Origin of the sequence: Streptomyces sp. AM 2-1-1 (genome assembly GCF_029167645.1) — a bacterium.
Classification (GTDB): Bacteria; Actinomycetota; Actinomycetes; order Streptomycetales; family Streptomycetaceae; genus Streptomyces.
Genome location: NZ_CP119147.1, coordinates 6,496,436 through 6,509,264, shown reverse-complemented (window position 1 = coordinate 6,509,264; position 12,829 = coordinate 6,496,436). Strand labels below are relative to the sequence as shown.

Here is a 12,829-nt window from a genome sequence, read left to right as displayed (position 1 = left end):
CCGGGCCCGGGGCGTCCGTCCGGAAAGACAGGGGCGGTGGGCGGAAGACGGCCACCGCCTGCACTACGGCCGCACCGCCGCGCGGGGCGACTCAGGACCGATCACTGGGACCATCGGCAGGTGGGCCCGGCCCTCCCCTCGCTCTCGCCGCCTCCTCGGGGAGGCGGCGAGAGTGAGGGGCTCGCCGGTCAGGCGCATCCTGCGGCGGACGGGGCTTCAGGCACGGCTGATGCCTTGTCGCAGGTCGGCGCGCGGGTCGGCGGGTGGATCAGTGGGTGGGGAAGTTGTCGGCGGTGCTGATCCGGCTCTTGAGCAGCGTGCCCGACTCGGTCAGCACGCCGCTGCTGCTGTAGTCGTTGCCCGCACAGGTGCCGGGCTGGAGCGCCGCACTGCTCTCCGGCGCGTCACTGAAGGTCCAGTTGGCGTAGCCGATCTTCAGCTGGTCGAGCAGGTCCAGCCACGCCGTGGTGCTCGCCCGGTCCATCGCTCCCCCACCGGTGGCGCTCACCGTTCCGAACTCCGTCACGAACATGGGCAGTTGGGTGGCTGCCCGGCTCAGCGCGGCGCGGTAGTTGTCCTTGTGGCTCGCGGCGTAGAAGTGGAACGCGTACATGATGTTGGCGGCGTTGACGGGGCTGTTGACGACCTCGCTCTCGCCGGATCCGTCGGAGACCCCGAGCGAGGACCAGCCGCGGGTGCCGACGATGACGACCGCGTCCGGGTCGGCGGCCCGGATCACCGGGATGACCTGCTCGGCGTAGCTCTTGATGGCGCTCCAGCTCACGCCGTTGGGCTCATTGGCGATCTCGTAGATCACGTTCTTCTTGTTCGCGTTGCGGGCCGCGACGGACGCGAAGAACGTCTTCGCACGTGCGAGGTTGTAGTTCGGGTCGCCCGGCGTCAGCGTGTGGAAATCGATCAGTGCGTACATGCCACGGGCTTCGGCCATGTCGACAATGCTGTTCACCCGGCTGGTGAAGCCCGCGGGGTCGGTCTCGTAGCCGCTCTCCTGCACGTACATGGCGACGCGCAGCAGGTCAGCCTTCCAGTCCTTCGCCAGGGCGTCCATGGAAGCGTTGTTGTAGCAGGCGCTGAACCACTGGATGCCGTGGGTGCTCATCCCCCGCAGCTGTATGGGGCGGTTGTACTGGTTGCACAGGTTGACGCCGCAGACGTGCACCTGTCCGTTGATCTCCACGGGAGTGCCGGTGCTCGGCACGGGCGGCGGCTCCTCGCCGACGGAGCCCGTGCAGGCGACGCCGTTGAGCGTGAACGCCGTGGGCTTCGGATTGGTACCCGTGAAGGATCCGGTGAATCCGACGTCGGCCGACGCGCCGGTGGCCAGCGCGCGGTTCCAGTCGAGGCCGGCGGTGGTGACCGTGGAACCGGACTGCGACCAGGTGGCGTTCCAGCCCTGGACGAGCTTCTGCCCGGCGTCGGGCATGGTGAACTTGAGCGTCCACGCGGACACGGGCTCACCCAGGTTGGTGATCTTCACGCCGGCCTGGAAGCCGCCTTGCCACTGGCTGGCGACCGTGTAGTCCACCTTGCATCCGGCGGCGGCCACCGCCTGAGGGCTGAACAGAGCGGTGAGGCCCAGGATCGTCGCGCAGGTCGCCAGTAGGGCCAGAAAGCGTTTCACAGCATTCCTCCTCGTACGAAAGGGGGCACGCGATGGGAGCGCTCCCGAGAAGCCGTGTCCCGGGAGCGGCCCGTCCCGTCCGATCCGCAGCTCCGGCCTGGGCGTGGGACCGGAACGAGCCGACCGCTCTTCGTCGTGAGAGCCTCCCGCAGGCCGATGGCGCCGGTCCGAGGGTCGTGGGGGTGCACAGCTACGGGAGCGCGGAGGTCGCGATACCGGGGGAACTGAAGTGGGAGCGCTCCCAATCTCGGGGTCGCACGACGCACCGTCAAGCTCTCGGACACGATTCGCCGCGAGCGGTGTGCGCGCGGGGGCTGCCGGACGCCCCGCTGACCGCAGGAGGACGCCCCCGCCCGCCGACCGCGCGACCGGGGTGAACGCCACCGCCGGGAAGCGGCCCTTCGGCCCTCCGACGGACCGGAACCGTCCTCGCCCGGGCGGTGTTGCCGCCGAGGTGCCACGCACGGCGGTCCGATCGACTCGGGGCAGACGTCCGTCGCCTCAGGCGCGGATCCGGCGGCCGGCCAGGACGGACGACGCGTCACATCCCCCGCCCGACCCCTGCCTCTTCGCCGGCGTTCCCTTGACGGCATCCGCCTCTCCGGCCTCGATGACCACGTCGGTACCGCCCACGGCGGGACGTGGCGGGCGGCGCGGACACCGACGACCCGTCAGGGCTGCCACACGGGGGCGCCCGTCGGGCCGTAGGATCGGGCGCTCTGGGGGTGGGAACATGCTGAAGCGCAGTTTCGGCACACCGACGTTGGAGGAAGTGGCCGCCCTTGCCGGAGTGGGGCGGAGCACGGCTTCCCGAGTGATCAACAACGCGTCGGGCGTCAAGGCGTCCACACGCCGTGCCGTGCAGCGCGCCATCGACGAACTGGGCTATGTGCCCAATCTGGCCGCGCGTTCACTGGCCGGCAGGCGCGCGGACGCCGTCGCACTGGTCATGACGAAGACGGACTGGCGGCTCTTCGGCGAGCCGTTCTTCTCGGAGGTCGCCCGGGCCGTCGGGGACGCCCTGGCCGAGTCGGGCGTGCAACTGCTGCTCACGCTCGTCCGCACCGACGCCGAACGGCAACGGCTCGTGGAGTACGTGCGCGGCGGCCGGGTCGACGGGGCGCTGCTGATGTCCGTGCGGGCCGAGGACCGGCTGCCGGACATGCTGGCCGAAGCAGGCCTGCCCACGGTGCTGCTGGGCAGGCGCTCCAGCGACGAGCAGGTGACCTATGTGGACGCGGACAACGTGGGCGGTGCGCGGGCGGCGGTGGCCCATCTGGTGAGCGGCGGACGGACGGCCATCGCCACGATCACCGGCCCGCCCGAGATGTACGTCGCCCGGTGCAGGCTGCGCGGCTACCAGGAGGCGCTGGAGGAGGCCGGACTCTCCACGGAGCCGTCACTCGTCGTCCAGGGCGACTTCTCCGTGTCGAGCGGGCGGCGGGCGATGGCCGGGCTCATCGAGCGCCACCCGGAGGTGGATGCCGTCTTCGCCGCGTCGGACAGCATGGCCGCCGGGGCGCTGACCGCCCTGCACGCGGCGGGGCGCCGGGTACCGGAGGACGTGGCGGTGATCGGATTCGACGACTTCGAGCTGGCCGAGCAGACCGATCCGCCGCTGACGACCGTCCGCCAGCCGATGGAGGAGATCGGCCGGACCATGGTGCGACTGCTGCTGGAGGAGATGAATCAGCCGGAAGTGGCCTGGCGCCACGTGATCCTGCGGACTCGGCTGGTGGTGCGCGAGTCGGCCTGAGCCGCCCGCGCACCCATGACGGCACCTCGGGCCGAGCCGCACCCGGCCACGCCCGAGGGGCCGGGAACATCCGGGAACACCGGGCCGGGCCATGTGGGCCCCGCAGGGACCGGGAACATCCGGAAACAACGGGCCGGGCCATGTGGGCCCCGCAGGGACCGGGACCGCCGCCTCCCGGCCGGCCCCACGGCGAGGCATCCGGCGTATGTGCCCGCCCGGTACCACCGCGGGACGGGGATGCGACCAGTCGATCCCGGCAGATGCCTTGGCCGCGGGGCCCTCGACCTCCGCGCCGTGCGACGGCACCCGGTCCGGGGTTGCCAAAGCCGCTGGAGCCGGCCAGACGGGAGCGCTCCCATCTCATGGGCGAGCACGGGCGACCTCCGCCGCATTTCACCACCCCTCTGACCAGCCACTCCGGATCCGGTCCGCACGTGCTCATGTCCGATGGGTTGTCAGGGACACGGCGACACTTCTACAGTTGCCGTGAACTCGCACATGGGAGCGCTCCCATCGCAGATGGTGGGAGCATCCCGATCCCTGGTCGCCTCATCCGGCCACCCCTTCCCCAGAGGTCCGGACAGACAGCGCTCGGCAGGCAGTCGGGGAACTCCGCGCGCACCGCACCGGCGGCGCGTGCCGCTCAGCACCCGATGCGACTCGGAGAAGTACGACGCGCCGGCCCGCATACGGACCGTAGAAAACGTACGACGTGACGGCCCGTACCGACGCTCGCCCTTCCCCACCCCTCTGCCGGCCACTTCGTCCGGAGCACACCGCCCGTCCGTTCCACGCACGCCGCCGGCGGTGCTCCTCGCCCGTCGGTCGGGGAGCACCGCCGGACCGGCGGGGTTCGCCCCACCGGGCAGGGGGCGCGGCGGACAGGACCGACCGGAAGACAACCCCACACAGGCACTGGAGACTTCCATGGCTCAACGCAAGAAACGACTCGTCTCCCTGGCGGCGGTGCTCGCGACGCTGCTCGGCGGGTTCGCGCTGACCCTACTGGGCCAAGGCAACGCCCAGGCACACGGTGTGACGATGACGCCGGGATCGCGGACCTACCTCTGCTGGCTCGACGCCAAGACCAGTACCGGCGCTCTGGACCCGACCAACCCGGCGTGCAAGGCAGCGCTCAACGAGAGCGGCGCGACCGCGCTGTACAACTGGTTCGCCGTACTCGACTCCAACGCCGGTGGGCGCGGCGCGGGTTACGTCCCGGACGGAAAGCTGTGCAGTGCCGGCGACAAATCCCCGTACAACTTCACCGGTTACAACGCCGCCCGCGCCGACTGGCCCCGGACCCACCTGACGTCCGGCAGGACGATCGAGGTCGATCACAGCAACTGGGCCGCGCACCCCGGCTCGTTCCGGGTGTACCTGTCCAAGCCCGGCTACTCGCCCAGCACCGAACTGGGCTGGGACGACCTGGAGCTGATCCAGACCGTCACCAACCCGTCGATGGTGGGTTCACCGGGGACGGACGGTGGCCACTACTACTGGAACCTGCCCCTGCCGTCGGGTCGCTCGGGCGACGCGGTGATGTTCATCCAGTGGGTTCGCTCGGACAGCCAGGAGAACTTCTTCTCCTGCTCCGACATCGTCTTCGACGGCGGCAACGGCGAGGTGACCGGCATCCGCGGCTCGGGCAGCACGCCCACACCCACTCCGACGCCCACTCCCACGCCGACACCCACTCCCACACCGACGCCTACGCCCACACCGAATGATCCGCACACCGGGTGCATGGCCGTCTACAGCGTGACCAACTCCTGGAGCGGCGGATTCCAGGGTTCCGTCCAAGTCATGAACCACGGCACCGCGGCGCGCGATGGCTGGGCCGTGAAGTGGGCGCCCGGCACGGGCACCAAGGTGAGCAGTGTGTGGAACGGTGCGTTGACCACGGGGTCCGACGGCACGCTGACGGTCAAGAACGTCGACTACAACCGGACCATCCCGCCCGAGGGCAGCGTCACCTTCGGCTTCACGGCGACATCGACCGGCAATGACTTCCCGGTCGGCTCGATCGGCTGCGTCAACCCGTAACCACCGGAGGAAGCGGCGCCGGTCCCCGCAGCGGGCGGGGAACCGGCGCCGTCACGCGTGCCCCGGCCCGGGGCGGCACCCCGGCGCGGCGGTTGCCGCGTCGGCGGCGGCGAAGCCCGCACCGGGCCGAAGCCTCCCGTGGCCGGGGCGTGCCGGGCACTCGGCCCCTTCGTCAGGCGCCGGAGGTGTCGTCGGGGATCTCCAGCCACCGGGCCGTACCCGGCTCGACGACGTAGGTGCTGCCGTCCAGCCTCACCCGGACCCCCGGCCGGTCGGAGTCAGGCACGGCGATCCTGAGACGCTCGGCGCGGATGCGCAGGTCCACGTCCCAGTGGTGGCGGAAGCGAAGTCTCATACGGAACTTGGAGAGCTGGGGCAGCGTGGCCGGCGCGAGCCACAGGGCGTCGTCGCGGGTCTCCAGACCCGTCATGCCGCGCTGGACGAAGTCGAGGGTCCCGGCCATCGCGCCCAGGTGGATGCCCTCCTCCGTCGTACCGCCCTGGATGTCGGCCACATCGCCGATCAGTGCCTCCTCGCAGTAGGCCCACGCGTCGTCGCGGTGGACCCTCGCCAGGACCCAGGCGTGGACGAGTGAACTGAGAGTGGAGCCGTGGCTCGTACGGTGCACGTAGTAGTCGACCGTGGCGCGCCAGGTCTCGTCGTCGACCTCGTGACCGAGCCGCCGGAACAGCGCGTCGAGCTCCTTGGGTGAGAAGAGGTACCCGAGCATCAGCAGATCGGCCTGCTTGGACGCCTGGTAGCGGTTGGCGGTGTCACCCTCCGCCTCGAGGATGCGGTCGAGGCGCCGGATGTCCCCGTACCGCTGCCGGTAACCGGCCCAGTCCAGTTCCTCCAGGTCTCCGTAGCCGGCGAACTGGCTGATCACGCCCTGGTGGTGGGGCACGTAGAGGCGTCGGGAGATGTCATCCCAGCGGTCCATCTCCGCCGGGTCGAGCCGGAGTTGTTCGAGGAGTTGCCCGCACCTGGTCGGGGGCAGGCAGGTGCGGAGTTCCCCGGCCCGTGCCAGCACCCAGGCCGCCGTCACGTTGGTGTAGGTGTTGTCGTCGAGCCCCGCCGCGTCGGAGTCCGGGTAGGCGTCGTGGTACTCGTCGGGCCCGACGACTCCGCGGATGCGGTACCGCCCGAGGGAGTCGTCCCACTCCGCGCTGTCCGCCCAGAAGCGGGCGATCTGCATGACCATCTCAGCGCCCTTGGAGTAGAGGTAGTCCGTGTCACCGGTGGCCTGGCAGTACTGCCACACGTTGTACGCCACCGCCGAGCCCACGTGGTGCTGCAGCCGCGAACGGTCGGGCAGCCAGCGGCCCGAGCGGGGGTTGAGGTGGACCTCCTGGGTCTCCTCGCGCCCCTCGTCGGCGCTCTGCCACGGGTACATCGCCCCCGACCTGCCCGCCGCGTGTGCGGCGGCGACGGCCGCGGGGAGCCTCCGGTAGCGATAATCGAGCAACCCCCGTGACACGTCCGGCAGATGCAGATTCAGGAAGGGCAGGACGAACAGCTCGTCCCAGAAGACATGTCCCCGGTACGCCTCACCGTGCAGGCCTCTCGCCGGTACCCCGACATCGAGTCCGGCGGTGTGGGGGGAAAGCGTCTGGAGGACGTGGAAGAGGTGCAGCCGCAGGATGCGTCCGGGGTCGCCCGGTACTTCCAGCTTCACCTGCTGCCACAGGCTCGCCCAGGCCCGGCGGTGCGAGGCTCGCAGCCGGCCGTAGGCCGGCGCGTCCCCCACCGCCGCCACGGCGGCGCGGAGCGGACTGCCGATGGCGGGGTCGCGGGAGGTGTAGAGACCCACCGTCTTGTCGACGACGGCGCCCGATCCGGGGGCGAGCGGGAGCAGCAGTCGCTGGTGGACCGCACGGGCCCGCTGCTCCGGTGCGGCCCGGTGGTCGCCGTTCTTCTCCGGCCCGCAGGAGGCTACGGTGCGGGCGGCCAGGGCGATGCCGATGTCCGATTCCACCGTGCTGCAGCGCAGCCACACCGTGGAACCGGGCTCCGTACCGGTCTCCCAGCCGACGAGGTGGCGGTCGGCCAGTTCGCGGTAGCGTGCCACGCCCTCGTTACGGATGTCGCCGTCGATCGCGGCCTCCACCTCCAGCTCGCCCGACCACCCCTCCGCCGTGAACTCCGTGTGCAGCGCGGCAAGATGGGGGTCGCCCATGTGGACCAGCCGCTCCTGTCGCACCGTCAGCCTACGGCCGTCGCCGTCCTCGTACACGGAGTGACGGGTCAGCGTGCCGCCGCGCAGGTCGAGCGACTGCCGGTGGTCGACGAGGTGGGCGTGGTCGGGGGTCAGCCAGGGGCCGGGGCGGGAGCCGGTGGGACGGATGCGGCAGCGCAGCGGAAGCCAGTTCGGGAGGTTGACCATGTCCTCGTTCTCGACCTGGCGTCCCTGGACGGAGGAGGTGAGCCGGTTGTAGCAGCCCGCCACGTACGTGCCCGGGTAGTGGTTCTCGCCCGCCGACGTCTCCGGCGCGGCTCCGCGGGTGGCGAAGTAGCCGTTGCCGAGCGTGCACAGCGCTTCCCGCAACCGCTCCTTCTCCGGGTCGTACCCCTCGTAGGCCCAGGTCCATCCGCGTGCCATCAGTCCTCCCCGGTGATCAGCAGGTCCCCGGGGTCGGCCACCACGAGGTCCGCGCCGTGCCGGCGCAGGTCGGCGGCGCCCTCGGGGCTGTCCGTCCGGTCCACCCCGACGACGAGTCCGAAGCCGCCCCGCCGGCCCGCCTCCACCCCGGCCAGCGCGTCCTCCACGACGGCGGCGTCCCCGGGCGGGGTCCCCAGGCGCCGCGCCGTCTCGGTGAACAGGGCGGGGTCCGGTTTGCCGGGCAGCTCCAGGCGCCGCGCCTCGTTGCCGTCGACCACCGCCGTGAAGAGGGTGAGCAGGCCGGCCCCGGCCAGCAGCTCCGTGGCGTGCCGGGACGCGGAAGCGGCGGCGATCGGCACGTGGGCGTCGTGCAGGACGCGCAGGAGGCGGACCGTCCCCGGCCACACCGCGATCGGGCCGTCGCGCAGACGCTGTGTGAACACCTCGTCCTTCCGCGCGGCGACGGCCCACACCGTCCCGGTGCCCGGCAGGTCGTCGGGGTCGCCCTCGGGCAGGTCGATGCCCCTGGAGAGGAGGAACGCGGTGGCGCCGTCCTTGCGCGACTTGCCATCGACGTGGCGCCGGTAGTCGTCCACCTCGTCGAAGGGCCTCTGTCCTTCGTGGGAGGCCAGGCAGGCGTCGAACGCTTCCTTCCAGGCCGCGGCGTGTGCCGGAGCGGAGTCCGTGATCACGCCGTCCGTGTCGAAGACGACGGCGTGCTGGGAGAGCAGGACTGCGGCTGGTGACGGTGCGCGTGCCATGACCGGTGGTCCCTTCGACGAAGGCGTCCCGTTCCATAGCACCAGGTTCCGGTCCGGCCCGCCCCTCGTGGCTCCCGTGGTGCTCACGTCTCCTGAGTTTCGACGGTCCTGCGGACCACGCGCGTCCGTCCGCCTCCGCCGGGCCGTAAGCACGGAGCCGGCGCCGTTGCCCGACAGGCCGTCCTCCTGGCCCGTTCGCTCGCTCGCCGGGCCCTCCGCCCCGGGGCGCGGCCGGGGCCTGCCGTGTTCGGAAGCCACCGACCGCTTGGGGCTGCGGGCAGGAGTTGAGCCCTGCGGACGCCGGTCGTACGCGTGATTCGCCCCCATCCCGCTACCGTCGACCATCCTCCTCCGCCCGCTTCCGAAGTCTCAGGGTTCGACGGCGGAAACAAGTCCTGCAGAGAGCTTCCGTCCGGTTGCCCGGCGCGTCTACGCTCGCTCCACGTGGGAGCGCTCCCACGATCGTCGGAACGGCGTTGTGCGCAGTATCGAAGGTCATGCGCCCAGAAAAGGCGCATTGCCCCCCAGGGAACCCGCTTCGAGGCCGGTTTCGTGCCCGGGCGGTCCTCTGTGGAGTGATCGGTCATGTACGTGCGTTGAGGGAGAGTGCGATGAGTATGCGAAGAGCCCTTCGGGCTTTCGGCGTTGTCGGAGTGCTTGTGGCGGGTTCGGTGGCCGGCTTCGGCGGCCCGGCCTCGGCGGTGGCCCCGGCGGCGGGCGGTCAGTCGGCCGCCGACGGCAGGGCATCGGCGGTCGCCGCGGCGCCGGCACTGCACGTCTCGGGCAATCGCCTGGTCACCGGGGCAGATTCCACGTTCCGCCCCCTGGGCGTCAACCGGTCCGGAGGGGAGTTCGGCTGCGTCCAGGGCAAGGAGATATTCGACGGACCGACGGACCAGGCGGCCGTCGACGCGATGAAGGCGTGGAAGATCAACACTGTCCGGATCCCGCTGAACGAGGAGTGCTGGCTGGGCACTGGGAACTTACCTCCGACAGCGCCCACCGCGGCGGCTTACCAGCAGGCGGTCAAGACCTACGCGGACCTTCTGGTGGCCAACGGCATCAACGTCATTCTCGACCTGCACTGGACGTGGGGCGAGTACACCGGCCCCGGCGGAGGCTGCCCGGACGTCGCGGCCACCTGTCAGAAGCCGATGCCGGACGCGCGCTACGCCCCCACGTTCTGGTCCGAGGTGGCCACGATGTTCAAGGGGAACGGAGCGGTCATCTTCGACCTGTTCAACGAGCCGTACCCGGACGCGGCCAACAACTGGTCCGACGCCACGGCCGCATGGACCTGTCTGCGTGACGGTGGCACCTGCGCCGGGATCACCTACCCGGTCGCCGGCATGCAGACCCTCGTCAACGCGGTACGCGCCACCGGTGCCACCAACGTGATCATGTCGGGTGGTCTGGAGTGGACGAACAACCTGAGTCGGTGGCTGGAGTTCAAGCCGGCCGACCCCACCGGCAATCTGATGGCCTCATGGCACTCCTACAACTTCAACGGCTGCGTGACCACCTCGTGCTGGGACAGCAACATCGGAGCGGTCGCCGCCCAGGTACCGGTCCAGGCCGGCGAGATCGGTCAGGACACCTGCGCCCACGACTACATCGACCGGGTAACGGCCTGGGCGGACGCCAACAAGGTCGGGTACACGGCCTGGACCTGGAACCCCTGGGGCTGCAGCGGTGGCAATGTGCTCATCGAGGACTGGAACGGCACACCGACCACCACCTACGGTGAAGGTTTCAAGGCGCACCTGCTCAGCCAGACCCCCGGTGATCCCGGCGGTGACACCGCTGCGCCCACCGCTCCGGGGACTCCCACCGCCTCCGAGGTGACGGCCACCTCCGCGACCTTGAACTGGGCGGCCTCCACGGACAACGTAGGGGTCACCGGCTACGAGGTCGTCCGTGTCACCGGGGGCACCGAGACGCAGGTGGCCGGCTCGGCTTCCAACCGGGCCACGGTCACAGGGCTGTCCGGCAGCACGGCCTACACCTTCGCCGTCTACGCCAAGGACGCGGCCGGCAACCGCTCCACCCGCTCGGCCGCCGTCACCATCACCACCACCGGAACCCCGGCCGGCACCTGCTCCGTCGGTTACCGCGTGGTGGGTGACTGGGGAAGCGGCTTCCAGAGCGAGATCACCATCCGCAACACCGGCGCCGCCGCTGTCAGCAACTGGAAGCTCGGCTTCACCTTCGCCAACGGCCAGACCGTCAACAACATGTGGGGCGGGACCCCCACCCAGACAGGCGGGTCCGTGAGCGTGATCCCCGCCTCCTACACCAACACCATCACCGCCGACGGTTCCGTCACTCTCGGCTTCATCGCCAACAGGGGCGCCACGAACACTGCCCCGACCACCTTCACTCTCAACGGCAGGACCTGCACGACAGCCTGACCACAGCCCTTGCCCCTGCCCCTGCGACGACATCACTCGCGCCCTCGCAGTCGCCCCACCGATATTCCGGGAAACCCGAACCAAGGCCCGGCGGTACAGGTGAGGGAGGAGCCGCCGACCCGGCCACCACCGCCGGGCCGGCGGCTCCTTAGGGTGCCGAGTTCGCAGCACGGCCGGGACGTGCACCATCGCGCGCTGGGCAGGCCGCGCGACAGGCCCGGATCCCACCCGAGTCGGCGGGGCTGCCGGTGCACGGCCAACGGCGGGTGCCCGGATTGCGCAGGGGCGAGATCGCGACGCTCGCCGGCGTGAGCGTCGCGTACTGCACGCGCCTGGAACGCGGCAACCTCGGAGGGGTCTCTGACACTCTGCCACCGGGCAGCGTTCGGGAAAGTGGCCGGCCGTGCAGCGCGGCGCTCGCCCTCGTCCGAAGGCCTGCGCGGCCGAGGCCGCTCGCCGCTCGCACGACGACGCCGGATGCCAGAGCGGCGACGCGACGAACACAAGAGCGCCGTATCTGCCCGGGGAGGCGGATCACCGTCGTCAACGGCTGCTGGAACCGCTGCCGCGGGCGCAGGCGCGTCCGTAGTTCATCCCGGCGGCGAAGAGATCCCGCAACGCCCGTCCGGAGCCGCTGGTGGCCAGGGCGCTTCGGATGCCCCGCGCAGCCGTGGAGGGCGGGCCAGGATCATGGGGGTCCCGGAGGGGAAGGGCAAGTTCCCCGGCCGTGCAGGTGCGCGCTTGGTGGGGCCGGACATCACTCCTACGGTGACGGCGCGTCCGGCTTCTTGGGACACCGCCGTCACCCGGGCCACGTACATCGTCGCCCTAGGGCGTGTTGCGAACGTGGCTGAAGGTGCGAGGTGTCGCTCAGAGGCTGCGGATGGCCTCGGCCAGGTCGGATCCGTAGGAGGCCCAGCAGATCACCGAGCCGTCGTCGTCGAGCAGCCCCATGAACCACTCGTCGTCGTGCATCACGAGGCACAACTCGTGGAACGCAAGAATCACATTGGGCCGGAGCGGTTTGTAGTCGTCCTGGCCGGTTGTCTCGACGACTACGAGTCGATCGAAGGAGAGCGGGGCAGCGCTGGGGTCTCCGGAAAGAGCGCGCACGCGCTCGATCGTCCACCCGGCGGGGAGTCCTGAGTTCACCAGGGCATGGTCCCAGCAGGGCGCCCGTCACAACCACTCGTTAAGAGCTCGTAACACGATCTTGTGGCCTCAGATGCTGCATCGCTGACACACGGCTGCCTGCTCGCTCGCGATACTTGAACCATGGACAGCTACGAGGGCACCGTGATGCTTGAGTGGTGGGCCAACCGATCGACGTGCCTGGGCAGGTTTGGTGTGCAGGTGGTCCGTACCGCTGAAGACACCTGGTCGTCCAAGGCAACCCTCGAATCTTCTCTGACCACGGAGGACAAGGAGAACCTTGACTTCCTGATGCAGCTCGATCCGCACTTCACCCTGCGCTTCGACGACGCGAGCACGCTGCTGGTCAAGGTCGTCAAAGCAGGAGCCGAGGGACGACTCCGCCTCACCGCAGCCGAGGGAGACACGACAGAGCCGACCGGAACCAGGCACGCCCCGCACCAGTAACCCCCGAATCTCTCA

The 12,829-nt window shown here is 70.4% G+C and carries 8 protein-coding genes and 1 pseudogene; 5 read left to right on the top strand and 4 right to left on the bottom strand.

Going from position 1 to position 12,829, the window contains the following annotated elements; genetic code table 11:
- Positions 1–268 precede the first annotated feature (268 nt).
- Complete coding sequence (locus PZB77_RS28335; protein WP_275495475.1) at positions 269–1,642, bottom strand: cellulase family glycosylhydrolase; 1,374 nt, start codon at positions 1,640–1,642, stop codon at positions 269–271.
- Positions 1,643–2,375: 733 nt separating this feature from the next.
- On the opposite strand from PZB77_RS28335, the gene PZB77_RS28330 reads away from it, so the two are divergent.
- Both PZB77_RS28330 and PZB77_RS28325 read left to right on the top strand, forming a co-directional pair.
- Positions 2,376–3,398: a LacI family DNA-binding transcriptional regulator gene (locus tag PZB77_RS28330; RefSeq protein WP_275495474.1), complete on the top strand. Its 1,023-nt coding sequence runs from the start codon at positions 2,376–2,378 to the stop codon at positions 3,396–3,398.
- Between the two features lie 927 nt (positions 3,399–4,325).
- Positions 4,326–5,444, top strand: coding sequence for a lytic polysaccharide monooxygenase (locus PZB77_RS28325; RefSeq protein ID WP_275495473.1), 1,119 nt, complete (start codon positions 4,326–4,328; stop codon positions 5,442–5,444).
- Between the two features lie 172 nt (positions 5,445–5,616).
- Here PZB77_RS28325 and PZB77_RS28320 read toward each other — a convergent pair whose 3' ends face one another.
- Entirely contained in the window at positions 5,617–8,043 is a 2,427-nt protein-coding gene (locus PZB77_RS28320; protein WP_275495472.1) for a glycosyl hydrolase family 65 protein, read from the bottom strand.
- A complete protein-coding gene (locus PZB77_RS28315; protein WP_275495471.1) occupies positions 8,043–8,804 on the bottom strand; it encodes an HAD-IA family hydrolase in 762 nt (253 codons plus the stop codon). Before PZB77_RS28315 ends, PZB77_RS28320 begins: the two co-directional genes overlap by 1 nt.
- 611 nt (positions 8,805–9,415) lie before the next feature.
- Between PZB77_RS28315 and PZB77_RS28310 the strand changes: the two genes are divergently transcribed.
- Together PZB77_RS28310 and PZB77_RS28305 are read left to right on the top strand one after the other, a co-directional pair.
- Complete coding sequence (locus tag PZB77_RS28310; RefSeq protein WP_275495470.1) at positions 9,416–11,215, top strand: cellulase family glycosylhydrolase; 1,800 nt, start codon at positions 9,416–9,418, stop codon at positions 11,213–11,215.
- A gap of 221 nt (positions 11,216–11,436) precedes the next feature.
- Positions 11,437–11,562: pseudogene (locus PZB77_RS28305) on the top strand (transcriptional regulator); the annotation flags it as partial.
- A 523-nt stretch (positions 11,563–12,085) separates the two neighbouring features.
- On the opposite strand, the gene PZB77_RS28300 reads toward PZB77_RS28305, so the two are convergent.
- Entirely contained in the window at positions 12,086–12,367 is a 282-nt protein-coding gene (locus PZB77_RS28300; protein ID WP_275495469.1) for a hypothetical protein, read from the bottom strand.
- Positions 12,368–12,490: 123 nt separating this feature from the next.
- Here PZB77_RS28300 and PZB77_RS28295 point away from each other — a divergent pair, with 123 nt between their 5' ends.
- A complete protein-coding gene (locus tag PZB77_RS28295; protein WP_275495468.1) occupies positions 12,491–12,814 on the top strand; it encodes a hypothetical protein in 324 nt (107 codons plus the stop codon).
- The last annotated feature ends 15 nt before the right edge of the window (positions 12,815–12,829 follow it).